This is a genomic window from Serratia sp. LS-1 (assembly GCF_003719595.1).
Lineage (GTDB): Bacteria > Pseudomonadota > Gammaproteobacteria > Enterobacterales > Enterobacteriaceae > Serratia > Serratia ureilytica.
The window spans coordinates 3,239,360-3,257,169 of record NZ_CP033504.1; the positions used below are offsets into that span (position 1 = coordinate 3,239,360).

General features: G+C 61.0%; 16 protein-coding genes. 3 read left to right on the forward strand and 13 right to left on the reverse strand.

Annotated elements, in window-relative coordinates:
* Together EDY99_RS15530 and EDY99_RS15535 are read right to left on the reverse strand one after the other, a co-directional pair.
* On the reverse strand, positions 1-2,367 hold the full coding sequence (locus tag EDY99_RS15530; RefSeq protein ID WP_123061905.1) for a TIM-barrel domain-containing protein: 2,367 nt from the start codon (positions 2,365-2,367) through the stop codon (positions 1-3).
* Between the two features lie 11 nt (positions 2,368-2,378).
* On the reverse strand, positions 2,379-3,689 hold the full coding sequence (locus tag EDY99_RS15535) for an MFS transporter (RefSeq protein ID WP_033644086.1): 1,311 nt from the start codon (positions 3,687-3,689) through the stop codon (positions 2,379-2,381).
* 359 nt (positions 3,690-4,048) lie between these two features.
* Here EDY99_RS15535 and EDY99_RS15540 point away from each other — a divergent pair, with 359 nt between their 5' ends.
* From EDY99_RS15540 to EDY99_RS15550, 3 genes are all read left to right on the forward strand, one after another.
* Positions 4,049-5,119, forward strand: a complete 1,071-nt coding sequence (locus EDY99_RS15540) for a LacI family DNA-binding transcriptional regulator (protein ID WP_033644343.1) — start codon at positions 4,049-4,051, stop codon at positions 5,117-5,119.
* Positions 5,120-5,181: 62 nt separating this feature from the next.
* Complete coding sequence (locus tag EDY99_RS15545) at positions 5,182-6,207, forward strand: M4 family metallopeptidase (RefSeq protein WP_033644087.1); 1,026 nt, start codon at positions 5,182-5,184, stop codon at positions 6,205-6,207.
* Complete coding sequence (locus EDY99_RS15550) at positions 6,207-6,548, forward strand: protealysin inhibitor emfourin (protein WP_016929750.1); 342 nt, start codon at positions 6,207-6,209, stop codon at positions 6,546-6,548. The genes EDY99_RS15545 and EDY99_RS15550 overlap by 1 nt, the downstream gene beginning before the upstream one ends.
* A 4-nt stretch (positions 6,549-6,552) precedes the next feature.
* Here the strand turns inward: EDY99_RS15550 and EDY99_RS15555 are convergent, their stop codons facing one another.
* From EDY99_RS15555 to ndk, 11 genes are all read right to left on the reverse strand, one after another.
* Positions 6,553-6,774 (reverse strand): zinc ribbon domain-containing protein, encoded by a 222-nt coding sequence (locus EDY99_RS15555; RefSeq protein ID WP_004941446.1) that lies wholly within the window; start codon positions 6,772-6,774, stop codon positions 6,553-6,555.
* A 13-nt stretch (positions 6,775-6,787) separates the two neighbouring features.
* The gene (locus EDY99_RS15560; RefSeq protein WP_123061906.1) at positions 6,788-7,744 is read right to left on the reverse strand and encodes an AEC family transporter; all 957 of its coding nucleotides are present in this window, start codon (positions 7,742-7,744) and stop codon (positions 6,788-6,790) included.
* A gap of 99 nt (positions 7,745-7,843) precedes the next feature.
* Entirely contained in the window at positions 7,844-9,334 is a 1,491-nt protein-coding gene (der, locus tag EDY99_RS15565; protein ID WP_004941442.1) for a ribosome biogenesis GTPase Der, read from the reverse strand.
* A 255-nt stretch (positions 9,335-9,589) separates the two neighbouring features.
* On the reverse strand, positions 9,590-10,771 hold the full coding sequence (gene bamB / locus EDY99_RS15570; protein ID WP_046687651.1) for an outer membrane protein assembly factor BamB: 1,182 nt from the start codon (positions 10,769-10,771) through the stop codon (positions 9,590-9,592).
* An 11-nt stretch (positions 10,772-10,782) separates the two neighbouring features.
* Entirely contained in the window at positions 10,783-11,403 is a 621-nt protein-coding gene (locus EDY99_RS15575; protein WP_033635592.1) for a YfgM family protein, read from the reverse strand.
* Positions 11,404-11,416: 13 nt separating this feature from the next.
* Complete coding sequence (gene hisS / locus EDY99_RS15580) at positions 11,417-12,691, reverse strand: histidine--tRNA ligase (RefSeq protein ID WP_060660350.1); 1,275 nt, start codon at positions 12,689-12,691, stop codon at positions 11,417-11,419.
* Positions 12,692-12,830: 139 nt separating this feature from the next.
* Positions 12,831-13,952 carry a flavodoxin-dependent (E)-4-hydroxy-3-methylbut-2-enyl-diphosphate synthase gene (gene ispG, locus EDY99_RS15585; protein WP_016929756.1) on the reverse strand — a complete coding sequence of 374 codons (1,122 nt, stop codon included), beginning with the start codon at positions 13,950-13,952 and terminating at the stop codon, positions 12,831-12,833.
* A 47-nt stretch (positions 13,953-13,999) separates the two neighbouring features.
* Positions 14,000-14,974, reverse strand: coding sequence for a cytoskeleton protein RodZ (rodZ, locus tag EDY99_RS15590; protein ID WP_033644090.1), 975 nt, complete (start codon positions 14,972-14,974; stop codon positions 14,000-14,002).
* Entirely contained in the window at positions 14,964-15,713 is a 750-nt protein-coding gene (gene pilW, locus EDY99_RS15595; protein ID WP_033644344.1) for a type IV pilus biogenesis/stability protein PilW, read from the reverse strand. The genes rodZ and pilW overlap by 11 nt, the downstream gene beginning before the upstream one ends.
* A gap of 97 nt (positions 15,714-15,810) precedes the next feature.
* Complete coding sequence (locus EDY99_RS15600) at positions 15,811-17,007, reverse strand: bifunctional tRNA (adenosine(37)-C2)-methyltransferase TrmG/ribosomal RNA large subunit methyltransferase RlmN (RefSeq protein WP_004941426.1); 1,197 nt, start codon at positions 17,005-17,007, stop codon at positions 15,811-15,813.
* A gap of 237 nt (positions 17,008-17,244) precedes the next feature.
* Positions 17,245-17,670, reverse strand: coding sequence for a nucleoside-diphosphate kinase (gene ndk, locus EDY99_RS15605; protein WP_004941424.1), 426 nt, complete (start codon positions 17,668-17,670; stop codon positions 17,245-17,247).
* Positions 17,671-17,810: the final 140 nt, after the last annotated feature.

Consider the following 17,810-nt stretch of genomic DNA (forward strand, 5'->3'; position numbering starts at 1 on the left):
CTACTCCAGCGTAAAACGCTCGCCGGGTTCACCGTTCACCCACAGCGCGCGCGTTTCGCCTTCCGGCAGGCTGAGCGTCAGCGTGCGCCAGGCCGGGCGGAAACGCCCTTCCGTCGTGATATCCAGCATGATGCGCTGATGGTCACAGCGCATTTCCCAGCGCAGCCACAGCGCCTCGCCCTGCCGCCAGCCGTCGCTTTCGCCGTCGTCCTCAAACAGCAGCCCGCCGCTCGCCCCGCCGCCCTTGAGCGGAAACAGCCGCAGCTCGCGCCGATCGTCGGCGGCCACGTCCACATGCGCCAACCGCTGCGACAGCGGCAGCGCCGCCCCGGCGCGCACCAGCAGCGGCAGACGCTCCAACGGCGCCGCCAGCGTCACCGTCTGGCCGCCGCCGAACCACTGGCCGCTGTAGAAGCAGTACCAGCCTTCGCCGTTATCCGGCAGATACACCGAACGGCGACGTTGCCCCGGCTCCACCACGCTGGCCACCAGCAGATCGCGGCCAATCAGAAAATCGTCGTTTTCGCCAAAGGTGCGCGCATCCTGTTCGTGATCGAGAAAAGTCGGGCGCAGCATCGGCTCGTCGTCGGCGCAGGCCTGCCACAGCAGCGTGTAGAAATACGGCAGCAGCCGGTAACGCAGGTTGATCGCCTCGCGCACCGCCGGGGTGGCGGCCGGGTACATCCAGGGTTCGTTGACCGTGGCGTCGTCATTCCAGGAGTGGATGGTGAAACGCGGGTGCATCACGCCGTTTTGTACCCAGCGCACCAGCAGCTCCGCGTCCGGTTTGTCACCGGAGAAGCCACCGACGTCGTGGCCGAGGTTATACAACCCGGACAGGCTCATGCCCAACCCCATGCGAATGTTGTAGCGCAGCGTCTGCCAGCTGGTGCGATTATCGCCGCTCCAGGTCTGCACGTAGCGCTGCATGCCGGCGCAGCCGGAGCGCGAAATCAGGTACGGCCGCCGCTGCGGCGCAAAGCGCAACTGGGCCTCCATCGAGGCGCGCATCATCAGCAGCGGCATCACCGGGCGGAGATGTTTGATGGCGATCGGCCGTCCAAAGCCGTGGCAGCGCGCTTCGCCGTCCCACACTTCGTACTCGTTGTTGTCGTTCCAGGTCGAATCGATGCCCATCTCCAGCAGCTGCTGTGTGACGCCCTGCTGCCACCAACGCACCGTCGCCGGATTGGTGAAGTCGAGGTGCGATCCTTCGTCGTCCCAGAAGCTGGAGCGTTCCGGCGCGTCGCTTTGCGAATCGCGGATAAACAGCCCCTGCGCCGCCACCTCTTGATACTGCGGATGATCCTGCAGCAGGCACGGCTTGATGTTGGCCGCCAGCTTGAGGCCGGCGTCGTGAAACGCCTGGCTGAGCAGCCTAGGCTGCGGCACCTTGTCATAGTTCCAGTTAAACACGTAGCGTTTGTTGTTGATCGAGGTGTAGCCCGACGACAGCTGGAAAGAGTCGCAGGGGATGGCATGTTGACGGCACAGCGCAATGAACTGTTGCAACTGCTGCTGGGCGTCCGGCGCGTCGGTGTAGTGCATGGTCGAACCGCTGTAGCCCAGGCTCCACTTCGGCCCGAAGTGGGTGCGGCCGGTCAGGCGCACGAACGCCTTGGTGACATCCAAAACCTTCGGCCCGAGGAACAGGTAGTAATCCAGATCGCCCGCTTCGGCCTGATAGCGGCGGTAGGCCGTATGGTAGTTGTCGATCTCGTTGCCCAGATCCAGCCAGCAGCTGCTCAGGTTGTCGTAGAACAGGCCGAAGCTCGCCTCCGGCCCGCGGGTGATGGTAAACGGAATGTGCTTGTACAGCGGATCGGTGCTGGCGGCGTTGTAGCCCATCGCGTCCAGATTGCGCATCTCGAAGCGGCGGCCGGTGCGTTCCAGATCGCCGGCCTTCTCCCCCAGGCCGTAATAGCGCTCATCGGCGAAACGCCGCTGGTAATGCGCCACGCCGTCGCCGTGCGCGTTGAGCAGGTAGGCGCTGGTCGGCCGATCCGCCGCCAGCGGCCGCCACTCGCCGGCGGCATTGCAATACTCCCACGCCAGCCACAGCGGCTGATGCACCGTCACGCGCAGCAGCGGCGTGCTGACCACCAGCCGATCGCCCTCCCGGCGCAGCTGATAGCCCGGCAGGCTGAAACCAGCGACGCTGAGCCGATCGCGCCCCTCCCAAGGCACATCCTCCTGCGGCGCAATGCTCCAGGTGCGATCCAGCGCCAGCTCGCCCTCACGTTTGATCAACACGCGGAACAGACCGTCTTCCAGCACGTACAGGCAGAAACGGTGGCGTTCATCGACCAGCAGCTCGACGTGGTCGGCATGCTGCGCCGCCAGCGTCCAATTTTTCAACGTTTTCATACATATTCCACTTAGCTGTGTGAAGGGGTTTTCTTACCGCCGCGCTCGGCGATCAGGGCGATCAAGAACAGGGCGCCGATCAAATCGAAGAAGCCCATCGCGATAAACAGCGGGTTGAAACCGAGGGTGTCGGATACCGCGCCGATCAGGAGCGTGAACAGGAAGCTGGCGATCCAGGCGCTGGAGCCGCGCATGCCGTTGACCGTCGCCATTTGGTTTTTATCGAACGATTCCACCACCAGGGCGCTGAGCATGCAGGAGATCACCTGATGGCCGAATCCGCCGATCGAGATCAGCGCGATCGCCACATAGGGATCTTGGGTGATCGCCACGAACGCCAGCGACACCATCAGGAAAGCGCCGGTCACCGAGCTGGCGACCACCGAGTTGACGCGGCTGCAGCCGAACCATTTGCGGTATAGGGTGGTGAGATAGCCGCTGGCGACGCTGCCGATATCCGCCGCCAGGAACGGCAGCCAGGCGAACATCGCGATCTGCTTCAGATCCATGCCGCGTTCGGTGGCCAAGTACAGCGGCACCCAGAAACTGAAGACCGCCCAGGCCGGCTCGGCGAGAAAGGCCGGGATGGCGATGCCATAGAATTTCTTGTTCTTGCACAGGCTGGTCAGTGAAGTGAAGAACGGCAGCTTCGGCAGCACCGGCTCGTTGTCTTCACGGATCAGATCCAGCTCTTGTTGGCTGAGGTTCGGGTGCTGCTGGGGCGAGTGGTAGAACAGCCACCACAGCACTACCCAGATCAGCGCCAGCCCGCCCGAGAACAGGAACGCGCCCTGCCAGCCGAAGGAGACGTGGGCGATGACGATGATCGGCGGCGCCAGCATGGCGCCGATGGAGAAACCGACGCCCGCCCAACCGGCGGCGATCGGACGCTCCTTCTTCGGGAACCAGTCGGAGATCGCCTTGGCGTTGGCCGGAGTGGCCGCCGCCTCCGCGCCCCCCATGAAGAAGCGCAAAATGGCCAGTTGCAACCAGCTGCCGGCACCGGCGTGCAGCATACACACCACCGCCCAAATGCCCGCGCAGATCAGAAAACCCATCTTCAGGCCGATGACGTCGATCAGCCAGCCGCAGATCGGCTGAAATACCGTATAGGCCAACTGGAACGACGCCACCACCCAGGCATATTGCTCGGTGCTCATGTTCAGGCTGGTTTTCAGTTCCGGCGCCAGAATGCCCAGCGAGTTGCGGGTAATGTAGTTGACCGTGACGCCCAACAAGAACAGCGCCAGCATCCACCAGCGTAGCGATTTGAACTTGCGCCGGCCGCTCTGCGCGACCGTCTGATTGATCTCCACACTCATCGGTTCTCTCCCCGCGGCCGCCCATGACAGCGACGCGCGCATTGGTAGGGTACGTTGCGCTATCAAAAGGGGACGGTGAACACAGGCCAACGCCCGCATAACGGACCGGCAGTCCATCACAACCCCATGATTTATTTTTTGTTTTCTTCTTTGCACACCGTTAAAATTGGACTGACAAGTCGTTAAAATTGGTGTACCAATGCAGACTACTCAGCGATCACGCACAGCGAAACGGGGTTTTTTGCAAAGATTTTCACAGGCGGGTGAAAAAATAGTCATAATGGCCGCAGGATCCAGTCAAAGTGCTGAAAAGCCGCAGTGAAAATATTCTCATGGACGAATTTGAAGGAGATCACAAAATGAACGGAAAGCTGAAAATCCAGGAGATCGCCCGCCAAACCGGGCTGTCGATCAGCACCGTTTCCCGCGTGCTGGCGGGCAAGGCCAACACCAGCGCCGAAGCGCGCCGCAAGGTGCTGGAATGCGCGCAGCAAAACGGCATTCTACAGGGCATTTCCAGCGGCCGACTGATGTTGAACAATGTGATGGTGTTCGCGCCGCAGCGCGCGTTCGACGTGCGCACCGATATCTTCTACTACAAGGTCATTCAGGGCATCGCCGCCGCACTGATGCAGCACGAGGTGCGCATCCGTTACTGCGGCCTGGAAGAGCAGCACAGCGACGGCGCGCTGTTTCTGGAAAAAATGAGCGATCCGCACACCGAAGCGGCGCTGATCATCGGCATCGACGACGAACACATCCATACCCTGGCGGCCGATCTGCCCAAGCCCTGCGTGCTGATCAACTGCACCGATCGGCAGATGCGGCTGGACAGCGTCTCGCCGGATCATCAGCTGATCGGCGACTATTCCGCCAGCTATCTGTTCCAGCAGGGGCACAGCCATATTCTCAACCTGCAGTGTCTGCGCCGCCACACCATGGAGCTGCGGCTGGCGGGCATCCGGCAGGCCTACGCGCGGCATCATCTGCCGTTCGACGACGGCCGCCATCTGGTGACCACTTCCGGCTTCGGCAGCGAAGAGGCCGAACAGGCGCTGAGCACCTACCTGAACCGCGCCCCGCTGCCGACGGCGATCCTGGCCGGCGGCGACTACATGGCGGTCGGGGCGGTCAAGGCGCTCAACAAGCTGGGGCTGAGCGTACCGGGCGACGTATCGGTGATGAGCACCGATGGCTTCAACCTGGCGGAAATACACGACGTGCCGCTGACCTCGGTACAGGTGCCGCGCGATGAGCTGGGCTACGAGGCGATCCAGCTGCTGCAGCGGCGCATGCTGCGCACCGACGCGCCGCCGTGCAACCTGCTGCTGCATGGCCGGTTGGCGGTACGGGCCTCGGTGCGGCGCATCAGTCCCCACAAGACCACCCCGGCGGTGAGCACGCATAACCACAGGCTTTATGACGAGTAGACTACACTTAGGCTCAGTGCATTCATTCGATGAGGTAAATTTTTTGCCTAAGGAGAGCCACTATGCCAGCCCAGCGCATGCGTTCCGTTATTCCTCCCTACATGCTGCGCCGCATTATTGAACACGGTAACGCCCCGCAGCGCGACTGCGCGCTGCACACCCTGAACCACGTGCAAAGCCTGCTCGGCAACAAGCCGCTGCGTTCACCGACCGAGAAAAACGCCCGAGCCGGCGAAGCGCTCCGCGATATCTACGACGCCCAGAACGGCACCCAACTGCCCGGCAAACAGGTGCGCAAGGAGGGGCAGCCCAGCAACCACGACGTGGCGGTGGACGAGGCCTACGACTATCTCGGCGTCACCTACGATTTCTTCTGGCAGGCCTACCGGCGCAATTCGCTGGATAATAAAGGGCTGCCGCTGGTCGGCAGCGTGCACTACGGCAAGGAGTACCAGAACGCTTTCTGGAACGGCCAGCAGATGGTGTTCGGAGACGGCGACGGCGAGATCTTCAACCGTTTCACCATCGCCATCGACGTGGTCGGCCACGAGCTGGCGCACGGCGTGACCGAGAGCGAGGCTGGGCTGATCTACTACCAGCAGTCCGGCGCGCTCAACGAATCGCTGTCTGACGTGTTCGGTTCGTTGGTCAAGCAATTCCACCTGCAGCAAACCGCCGATAAAGCAGACTGGCTGATCGGCGCCGGTCTGCTCGCCAAGGGCATCAAAGGCAAAGGGCTGCGCTCGATGTCAGCGCCCGGCACCGCCTACGACGACCCGCTGCTGGGCAAAGACCCGCAGCCTGCCAGCATGAAGGATTACATCCAGACCAAGGAAGACAACGGCGGCGTGCACCTCAACTCCGGCATTCCCAACCGCGCGTTCTACCTGGCGGCAACCGCGCTGGGCGGCTTCGCCTGGGAAAAAGCCGGCTACGTCTGGTATGACACAGTGTGCGACAAAGCGCTGCCGCAAAACGCCGACTTCGCCACCTTCGCCCGCGCCACGGTGAAACACGCGCAGGCGCGTTTCGATCAAAGCGTGGCGGACAAGGTGCAACAGGCCTGGCATCAGGTGGGGGTGGAGTAATGAAACCGCTGCCGACGCTCAATCAGGATACGGTCATTGAGCTGGCGCGCGAGGGAGGCTTCGCCTACATTCCCAAACTGGCGGGCCAGCGCCGCATTGCGCTGGCCGATATCACGCCGGAGCAACGGCAGCGCCTGAATCAGTTGCTGAATCAGACGCTGCCGTACGCCCAGGAAGAGGGCCAACCCAACTCCCCCGGCTGCGGCGACCAGCGCTACTACCGCGTACAGATCAACTACACCAGCCCCACCCTGAGCACCGAGATCGTGCTGTTAATCCCGGAAAGCAGCGCGCCGCAGGCGCTGGTGGATCTGTGGAAAACCGGCCAGGTGGATGAGTGAGGGCTTACAGCGGCTGATAGCTGAAATTCACCCGTTTTTTGGAGATCAGCCCGTGCCCGTTCTGGCACAGGTAATCCACCGCCCCGCAGGCCTTCAACTCTTGCAGCGGCTGCCCGCACTCCGGGCAGCTCGCCAGCTGCCGATAATCGCGCTGACAGGCGGCACAATGGTAGTGACCCGCTACCCAATTCATGGTCTGACGACAGTGCGGACAATGCGCATCCATAACGGCTCCCAGGTTAAATCGCGCCCCATGAGCGCAAGAAATAGATCCCCAACGCGGTGGTGAAGAACGACCCGACGGTGGTGATAGCGATAATGTTGGCCGCCAGCGTGGCGTTGCCGCCCATGGCGCGCGTCATCACATAGCTGCCCGAAGCGGTCGGCGTGGCGGAAAACAGGAAGATGATGCCCAACGCCGCCCCCTGAAACCCGCACAGCCAGCCGGCCAGCGTCATCAGGAACGGCACCAGAAACAGCTTGGCCGCCGACGACAGCGCCGCCACGTTGGACGAGCGGAACATGGCGCGGAAATCCAGGCTGGCGCCGGTGCACAGCAGCGCCAACGGCAGCGACAGCGCGGAGATATAGCTGCCGGTTTGGCGGATCACGGTCGGGATACCCAGCCCGGTTTGCGCATACAGCAGCCCGCACACCAGGCCGATGATCAGCGGATTGGTGACAATGCTGCGCAGCAGCGACAGGTGGCTGATTTTCTTGCCCTGCCCGCCCTGCAGGCTGCGCGTGAGGGTGATGACCGACAGTATGTTGAACAGGATCACGGTCACCGTCAGGTACAGCGAGGCGAGCGCAATGCCTTCGCTGCCGTAGGCGGTCATGGCGTAGGCCAGACCGACGATGGCGGTGTTGGCGCGAAACCCGCCCTGCACGAACACCCCGCGCTCACGCGGTTCTTTCACCACCCACCTGGCCGCCAGCTCCAGCAGCAGGAAGGTCGCCAGCGTGCCGACCGCGCCGAACAGCACCAGCGGCAGATTGCCGAGCAACTGCGGATGGTTGGTGGCGATGCTGAAAAACAGCAGGCACGGCAGCGCCAGATTGAACACCAGGCGGGTCGCGCCGTCGACGAAGCGGTCATCCATCAGGCGCCAATGGCGCAGCATGATCCCCAGCAGCATCATCAGCAGATTCGGCACGGTGACGTCGAACGCAAAACTCCAGGTTTCCCAGGACATGGTGTTCCTTCAGACAGGCGAGGTAATCTTCAGATAATAAAACGATTTCGGGCCAATAAAAAAGGGGCGCGGCATCACTGCCGCGCCCCTCATGAGCGATTACTTGCTCTTTTTCAGGTGGCTCATCAGGCGTTTGCGCTTACGCATCTGGGTCGGCGTCAGCAGGTTGCGTTTGCCGGCGAACGGGTTGTCGCCCTCTTTGAACTGGATGCGGATCGGCGTCCCCATCACGTTCAGCGAGCGACGGAAGTAGTTCATCAGGTAGCGCTTGTACGAATCGGCCAGATCGCTGACCTGGTTGCCGTGGATCACCACGATCGGCGGGTTGTAACCGCCGGCGTGGGCGTATTTCAGCTTCACGCGGCGGCCGCGCACCAACGGCGGCTGGTGATCGTCAACCGCCATCTGCATGATTTTGGTCAGCATCGAGGTGTTTACGCGACGGGTTGCGCACTCGTAGGCTTCCTGTACCGATTCGAACAGGTTGCCGACGCCGCTGCCGTGCAGGGCGGAAATAAAGTGCACGCGCGCGAAGTCGACGAAGCCCAGACGCAGATCGAGCATCTCTTTCACGTGCTCGCGATCTTCTTCGCTCATGCCGTCCCACTTGTTGACCGCAATCACCAGTGAGCGCCCACTATTGAGGATAAAGCCGAGCAGCGAGAGGTCCTGATCGGAGATGCCTTCACGCGCGTCGATCACCAGCAGCACCACGTTGGCGTCTTCAATCGCCTGCAGGGTCTTGATCACCGAGAATTTCTCGACGGTTTCGGTCACCTTGCCGCGTTTGCGCACCCCGGCGGTGTCGATCAGCACGTATTCGCGTTCGTCACGCACCATCGGAATGTAGATGCTGTCGCGGGTAGTGCCCGGCATGTCGTACACCACCACGCGCTCCTCGCCGAGGATACGGTTAGTGAGCGTAGACTTACCTACGTTCGGGCGGCCGACGATCGCCAGTTTGATCGGCAGATCCTGCGGATTGAACGCTTCTTCCGGCTCTTCGTCTTCTTCGCCTTCCAGCGTTTCGCCGTTTTGCTCGGCCCAGTAAGCGGCGTTGGCCTCTTCCTCGGTCAGCTCGACGTCTTCCGGTTTTTCCGGCACGAACGGCACCAGCACGTGTTCAATCAGCTGGGTCACGCCGCGGCCGTGAGAAGCGGCGATAGCGAACACTTCACCCAGACCGAGCGAGTAGAAATCGGCGGTGGCGGTGTCCGGATCCAGACCGTCGGTCTTGTTGGCCACCAGGAATGTCGCCTTCTGGCGGCTGCGCAGGTGCTGGGCGATGCCCTGATCCGCCGGCATCAGGCCGGCGCGGGCGTCGACCATGAACAGCACGATGTCCGCTTCTTCGATCGCCAGCAGCGACTGACCGGCCATGCGCGTTTCGACGCCGTCTTCGGTGCCGTCGATGCCGCCGGTATCGACGATGATAAATTCATTGCCTTCGATTTCAGCACGACCATACTTGCGGTCACGCGTCAGCCCCGGGAAATCCGCCACCAGCGCATCGCGCGTATGGGTTAAACGGTTGAACAAGGTGGATTTACCCACATTCGGGCGCCCGACCAGCGCGACGACAGGTATCATTGTTGAAGCCTCATTACTTAATAATCAATGCGTTACTGCACTGTGGATAGACACCAGCGGTGCAGCTTATAAAATACGAAACGGCCCCTGAACATTCAGGAGCCGTTTTCCCCTTCATCTTTCGCGCCACAGCGGCGTTGTCTGCGCACCTTCGCCTCGGTCACTTAGCTCACTAAGCTCCCGAGGACTCATGCGCTTGCCGCCTGGCTGCAACCCGAAATCATTCGGGTGCAAGAAGGGATACGACGAGCGGCGTTAGCGGGTGAAAGCGTAAACTTTCCCGCCGCGAGCCTGGATGACCAGCTTGTCGCCGGCCACCATCGGCGCAGACAGGAAGCCGGAGCTGTCCACTTCCTGCTGGGCGACAAAACGGCCATCGGTGGTGTTGACCCAGTGCAGATAGCCTTCGGCGTCACCGGTCACCAGATAACCATTATACATCACCGGCGGCGTCAGGTTGCGGTGCAGCAGATCGCTTTGCGTCCACACGGTCACGCCGCCTTCGGTGCTGAGCGCCACCACGCGATCGTTCTGGTCGATCAGGTAGATGCGGCCCGCGTCGACGATGAAATCATTCACCGAACCCAGCTCGCGTTTCCAGATGATCTGACCGGAACGCAGATCCAGCGCCGTCAGGTTGCCGTTGTAACCCAGCGCGTAGACCACGCCGTCAACGATCACCGGCGTGGTGTCCACGTCGTTCAGGCGATCGATTTCGGTCGCGCCGCTCGGCTGAGAAATGCGCTGTTGCCAGATCAGTTGGCCCTGCTGCATCAGCACGGCGCTGACGCGGCCGTTGTCACCGCCGACGATGGCGGCGCCAAAGGCGACGGCTGGCGCGGATTCACCGCGCAGCGACAGCGAAGGCATATCCAGGTTAACCGTCCACTTCACCGCGCCGTCGGCTTCGTTCAGCGCCTGCAGCATGCCGTTGGAAGTATGCACCAACACCATGCCGTCGCTGACAACCGGACGGGAGATCGCTTCGCCGGCCACTTTGGTCTGCCAGGCGATGGCGCCGTCGGCGGTGTTCAATGCGTAAACCACCGCTTTTTCGCTGCCGACGTAAACCTTGTCACCCGCAACCGTCAGGCCGCCCGACAGCAGCGCAGACAGGTTGCTGGAGAAGAAGCCGGTCTTCTCGGAAAGATTGACCTTCCACTTCTCGTTGCCGCTGTCGGCATCCATCGCTTTCACGATGCCGAAGCGATCGGCGGCGTAAATGGTGCTGTCCTGATAGGCCGGACGCAGGTGGGAGTAATACTCACCGATACCGTCGCCCACCGAGGTGCTCCACGCCTTGTTCGGCGTAAACTGATTTTCAACTTTCGGCAACGGCGACATGGTAACCACGTCTTCTTCGCTGTTAAACAGCGAGCAACCACTCAGCAAGGCAGCGGAAACCAGTCCGACCAAGAGTGTTTTACGCAATTGCATGGGAATTCCCCTTAGCTGGACAAGTTATTCAATTTCATGCGCAGCAGAACCTGCAGCGCTTGAGAAGCGTTGGACTCAATGCCTTTGCTGTAAGCTTCGCGCGCGCCCTTGGCGTCGCCCTTCGCCAGCAGCACATCGCCGCGCACATCCTGCATCATCGCCGCCCAGCCTTCGCCTTTCACGCCATCCAGCGTTTTCAGCGCTTCATCCAGCTTTTTCTCCTGCAGCTGGACGCGCGCCAGACGCAGGTCGATCATCGCCAACAGGTTGTCGTCTTTGGTCTGGCCCTGCGCCAGCGCCAATTGTTGTTCCGCCTTGGCGAAATCATTCTGTTCGACAAAGTGCTTGGCCAACTGCAGCGCGGCCAGTACGCCGTAGCTGTTGCCGTTGGCCTGGACAAATTTCTCTGCGGCAGCCACGTCATCCGGCTTGCCGGCCGCCAGACGATCGCTGGCTTCCTGATAGGATTGCGATGCCGCCATCATGTTGGAGTTTTCATGGCTCTGCCAGTAACGCCAGCCAACCAGGGCACCAATTCCGAGCACCACGCCCACCGCCAGCGCTTTGCCGTTCTCGGCAAAGAACCGACGCAGTGCGTCGACTTGTTCGTTTTCAGTGGTATAGACTTCCACGGTGTCCTTCTCCTTAACCTAACATCAAAGCCAGACGCGCAGCGACTTCGCTTTGCGCCAGCGTTTCTTGTTCACCACTGCGCAGGTCTTTCACCACCACCTGCTGCTCCGCCACTTCGCTCTCGCCCAGGATCAGCGCGATGCGCGCGCCCCATTTGTCCGCACGGGTGATCTGCTTCTTGAAGTTGCCGCCGCCGTAGTTGGTCATCAGCTTCAGCTGCGGCGCCGCGTCGCGCACCTGTTCAGCCAGCCGCATCGCCGCGCTCTGGGTGCCCGCGCCGGAAGAGATGACGTAGACGTCGATAGCCGACGGCGCCTTGAATTCCGGGTTGACCGCCTGCACCAGCAGCACCAGACGCTCCAGGCCCATGGCGAAACCGACCGCCGGGGTGGCGCGGCCGCCCAACTGCTCGACCAGACCGTCGTAACGGCCGCCCGCGCAGACGGTGCCCTGCGCGCCCAGGCTGGTGGTCACCCACTCAAACACGGTGCGGTTGTAGTAATCCAGACCGCGCACCAGGCGCTCGTTAACGGTATATGGGATACCTGCCTGCGCCAAAAGTTCACACAGACCGGCGAAGTGAGCACGGGATTCTTCATCCAGGTACTCGGACAGGCGCGGCGCGTCGTTCAGCAGCGCCTGCACCTCAGGATTCTTGGAATCCAGCACGCGCAGCGGGTTGCTGTACATGCGGCGTTTGCAGTCTTCGTCCAGCACCTCGACGTGCTGCTCCAGGAACGCCACCAGCGCGTCGCGGTAGTTGGCGCGCGCCTCCAGAGAACCGATGGAGTTCAGCTCCAGCTTGACGTGCTCGGCGATGCCCAGCGCTTTCCACCAGCGGGCCGTCAGCAGGATCAGCTCGGCGTCGATGTCCGGGCCTTGCAGGCCGAACACTTCCGCGCCCAGCTGATGGAACTGACGGTAGCGGCCCTTCTGCGGGCGCTCGTAGCGGAACATCGGGCCGATGTACCACAGACGCTGTTCCTGATTGTACAGCAGACCATGTTCGATGCCGGCGCGCACGCAGCCAGCCGTCCCTTCCGGACGCAGCGTCAGGCTTTCGCCGTTGCGGTCTTCGAAGGTATACATCTCTTTTTCCACGACGTCGGTCACTTCGCCGATCGCGCGTTTGAATAACGGGGTCTGCTCTACAATCGGCAACCGGATTTCGCTGTAACCGTAGCTGCCCAGCACCTGCTTGAGGGTGCCTTCAATACGCTGCCATAATGCCGTTTCTTCCGGCAGGTAGTCGTTCATGCCGCGAATGGCTTGAATGTTCTTTGCCACGTGAGTTCTCTGTCCGTTGTCTGTAAAAATGAACCCGATTATAGGGACTTTGCCGCCCGGTATTCAACGCGGATGCGGTTTTCTGCCCTTCAGGTGCATAAACAAGCGGGCCAACAGGCCCGCCGTGTAGCGATAACGCTTATTTTTCCAGCAGGTTGACCGTGATGCGGTTGCTTTCGTCCATCATCGCGGCCTTGGCGCGAATTTTCGCTTCCAGCTGGTCGATCATCTGTTCGTTGTCGAAACGCTCTTTCTGGCGCACGCCGTCTTCATAGAAGCCGCTCTTCTTATGGCCGCCGGTCACGCCCATGGTGGACACCAGCGCTTCGCCCGGGCCGTTCACCACGCAACCGATGATCGAGACGTCCATCGGCGTGATGATGTCTTCCAGGCGCTGCTCCAGCGCGTTCACCGTGCCGATCACGTCGAACTCCTGACGCGAACAGGTCGGGCAGGCGATGAAGTTGATGCCGCGCGCGCGGATGCGCAGCGACTTCAGGATATCGAAACCGACCTTCACCTCTTCGACCGGATCCGCCGCCAGCGAGATGCGCAGGGTATCGCCGATGCCTTCAGACAGCAGCATGCCCAGGCCGATGGCCGATTTGACCGACCCGCTGCGCGCGCCGCCAGCTTCGGTGATGCCCAGATGCAGCGGCTGATCGATGCGCGACGCCAGCAGACGGTAGGATTGCACCGCCAGGAACACGTCCGACGCCTTGACGCTGACCTTGAACTGGTCGAAGTTGAGGCGATCGAGGATATCCACGTGGCGCATGGCGGATTCCAGCAGCGCTTCCGGCGTAGGTTCGCCGTACTTTTCCTGCAGATCTTTCTCCAGCGAACCGCCGTTGACGCCGATGCGAATCGGGATGTTCTTGTCGCGGGCGCAGTCCACCACCGAGCGAATGCGCGATTCGTTGCCGATGTTGCCCGGGTTGATGCGCAGGCAGTCCACGCCGTATTCGGCAACCTGCAGCGCGATGCGATAATCGAAGTGGATATCGGCGACCAGCGGCACGTTGACCTGCTGCTTGATCAGCTTGAACGCCTCGGCGGCGTCCATGGTAGGAACCGAAACGCGGACGATGTCGACGCCCACGCGCTCCAGCGCTTTAATCTGATTAACCGTTGCTTCAACATCGGTGGTACGGGTGTTGGTCATCGACTGCACGGCAATCGGCGCGCCATCACCAATAGGCACCTTGCCGACGTAAATGCGTGTAGATTTTCGACGGTTGATGGGCGCTTGGTTATGCATTACTTACTCTCCATTGCTGCTCTGACATCACGACCGGGGCCGCGCGATTACTGCGCGGCGACGGTCAGGCGAGCAACACGGTTTGACTTAACGAACCGGCTCAAATCAACCGGTTTACCCTGATACTGGATCTGTACTGCCGCCGGCGCGCCGATGGTCAGTTTGTACGGCGCAGTGCCGGTCAGGTTCAGCTTGCCGCCCTGCTTCTGGGTGCCGCTGAACAGCGTTTTACCGCTCGCGTCGGTCACCTGCAGCCAGCAGTCGGCGGAGAAATCCATCACCAGCGCGTTCGGATCGGCCGCCGGCGCAGCCACGCCCGCATCGGCGGTCGGCAGCGGCGATTGCGCCGCCGGCGCGGTTTCCGGCAGGGTGGTCTGGCTTGGCGACACCACGGCAGGCTGTTGCTGAGCCGCGCCCGGCGTCTGGGCGGTCGCCGCCGGCGCCTGAGCCGCTGCGCCGGTATCGGCCGGCGCGGCGCTGTTGTCGGTCAACGGCACGTTGGTGCCGGCGTCGGCGTTGCCGTCCGTCAGCGGCACGGACTGCCCTTCGTTATTCTGTGAAAGCTGCGCGGAGGATTGATCGGCCATGGTGGCGATCTCTTCCTGCTGCGCCTTGTGGTTTTGCCACCACCAGGCGCCGGTCAGGCCAATCACCACGAACACGATAAGCCAGGTGAAGCTCATCAGCCAGCCGTCGCGTTTCTTGCGGCGCTTGCCCAGCGAGAAGCTTTGCATCGGCGCCACTTTCGCCATCTTCAACGGCGCCTGCTTGGCCAGCATCGGCAGCAGTTCGTCTTCCGGCAAATGCACCAGCTTGGCGTAGGAACGAATGTAGCCGCGCACGAAGGTGGACGCGAGGTCAGCGGACACGCTGTCTTCCTCGATATCGCGCACGGTGGACATTTTGAGACACAGGCGTTCTGCAACGGCCTGTTGGCTCAGCCCGAGTTGCTCACGGGCCTGACGCAGGCGCTGGCCCGTCGTCATGGATACGGTTTTATCTTGGGAGGCTTCAGTATTCATTAGCTAAGAACTGCTGGTACTGTTTGGATTGTGGAAAACTTCGCGCTAACTGCTTGCCATAGCGTTGAACGCTATCCTGACGGCCGGCTAACGCGGCGAAACGAATCTGTAACCATAAGCTGCTGGCGCTAGCCGGCAGAACATGCTGATAAACATCCAATAAAAGTTGCGACTGGGCGCGCTTCCCTTCTCCAAATTGCTTTTCGGCCTCCGCCAACAGCGGAGCGCCTTTGTCCGGATCGACTTTCAGCGCGCGGCTCAACAGCGTGCGCGCTTCATCGTTTTGTCCGGCCTTGAGAAAACAGTAACCTGCGTTTTCCAGGCTGTCAGCGACCTGACCATAATCGGGCGCCAGCGCCGCAGCGCTAAACTGCTGTTGCGCCGGTACATACTGCCCTAAACTGCAAAGAAACGCACCGTAATTATTCAGTACGGTGCCATTGCCCGGCGCAAGTTTGAGCGCTTGCCGATAACGCTGTTCGGCCGCGGCGTTTTCACCGATCCGCTGCGCGTAGAGCGCCATGCCCAACTGCGTGCGGTAATCCTGCGGGGCCGCGTCCAGCGCCTTTTCCAGGTTCTGGCGCGCGGCGTCCATGTCACCTTGCTGCAGGTACTCCAGCCCCAGCTGCAACCGCGTCTGGCCCGCCTCAGCGACCTGTGCTTCCTTTTCCGGCGATGAGCCGGAACACCCGGCCAACAACCCGACCGCCAGCCACACACCCCACAGTTTCAGCTTCATGCCCGCATTCATTTCCTTATCGGCCGTCAGCTAACGCCCATTAGCGTCAACATCTCGCATAACAGGCTGTTAGATAACAAAAAAGGTGCTATAGGATTCAGACCGCCCGTACGTTGATAGGTTCCCCGGCCATTTTCTTTTTCAGGGTACGCTTGGTACGGTCGATCACTTCACCCGCCAGTTGCCCGCAGGCGGCGTCGATATCGTCACCGCGGGTTTTACGAACAATAGTCGTAAAGCCGTATTCCATCAACACCTTGGAGAAACGGTCCACCCGGCTGTTGGAGCTGCGGCCGTAAGGGGCGCCCGGGAACGGGTTCCATGGGATCAGGTTGATCTTGCACGGCGTGTCTTTCAGCACTTCCGCCAGCTGATGCGCATCGTCGGTGCTGTCGTTGATATGATCCAGCATCACGTACTCGACGGTGACGCGCCCCTGGTTGGCGTTGGATTTCTCCAGGTAGCGACGCACCGCGGACAGGAAGGTCTCGATGTTGTACTTGCGGTTGATCGGCACGATCTCATCGCGGATGGTGTCGTTAGGCGCGTGCAGCGAAATGGCCAGCGCCACGTCGATCATGTCGCCCAGCTTGTCCAGCGCCGGCACCACGCCGGAGGTAGACAGGGTCACACGGCGTTTGGACAGGCCAAAGCCGAAGTCGTCCAGCATGATTTCCATCGCCGGCACCACGTTATTCAGGTTGAGCAGCGGTTCGCCCATGCCCATCATCACCACGTTGGTGATCGGGCGTTGGCCGGTCACCTTCAGTGCGCCGATGATCTTCGCCGCGCGCCACACCTGGCCGATGATTTCCGACACGCGCAGGTTGCGGTTGAAGCCCTGCTGCGCCGTCGAACAGAATTTGCACTCCAGCGCGCAACCCACCTGCGAGGAGACGCACAGCGTCGCGCGGTCGGCTTCCGGGATGTACACGGTTTCGACCTGCTGATCGCCCACCTTGATCGCCCACTTGATGGTGCCGTCGGCCGAGCGCTGTTCTTCCGCCACTTCCGGCGCGCGGATTTCCGCCACGCGCTGCAGCTTGCCGCGCAGGACTTTGTTGATGTCGGTCATCTGCTCGAAATCGTCGCAGCAGTAGTGATAAATCCACTTCATCACCTGATCGGCGCGGAACGGTTTCTCGCCCATTTCGGCGAAGAACTCGCGCATTTGCTGGCGGTTCAGATCCAGCAGGTTGATTTTGGCCGCAGCCGGTTGCTCCACGTTAACGGAGGGGGTAGTCAGCGAATTATTTTCAGACACGGTGTGCTCGGACGTGATGGGTTCTAACATAATGATCTCTGGCCTCGTTATTACACGTTATGGCGCTAAAGAATGGAAAGTAAGTTGTGCATTTCAGCCCGCGAGATTCGGGTGGCGGCACTAAAAACACGCCCCTGACAAGTCGTCTTATCAGGGGCGCGGCATTGTACAAATTTTAGTAGCGGGTTTCTATGGCTGAAAGGCATTCAGGGCATTTTTATTGTTTCAGCCGGTGAATGCCTGGCTATCAGCTCAGAAACGGCACGATTAACGTGCGCAGATTTCGCTTTCGTTGAAGAAGTAAGCGATTTCACGCTGTGCGGATTCAACGGAGTCGGAACCGTGAACGGCGTTAGCGGTGAAGCTGTCCGCGTAGTCGGCGCGCAGGGTGCCGGCCAGTGCGTTGTCCGGGTTGGTTGCGCCCATGATGTCGCGGTTGCGCTGCACGGCGTTTTCAGATTCCAGAACCTGCACCATGATTGGGCCGGAGGTCATGAACTCTACCAGACCGTCGAAGAATGGGCGGCCTTTGTGCTCAGCGTAGAAGCCTTCAGCTTGCTCGCGAGTCAGACGCAGCATTTTAGCGGCGATGATTTTGAAACCGGCGCGCTCGAAACGCGCGTAGATAGCGCCGATGTCGTTGTTGGCTACAGCGTTTGGTTTAACGATGGAAAAGGTACGTTCTACGGTCATGATGGCCTCTGTATGACTTCCAAAACAGGCCGGTCTGCAATGTTGCCGGCCTTCTCAAGTGGCGCAGATTATATGTGCGCCGTTAACGCTTGCCTACGGGAAAATCAACATTTCATTAAAAAAATATGATCTTCCTGCGG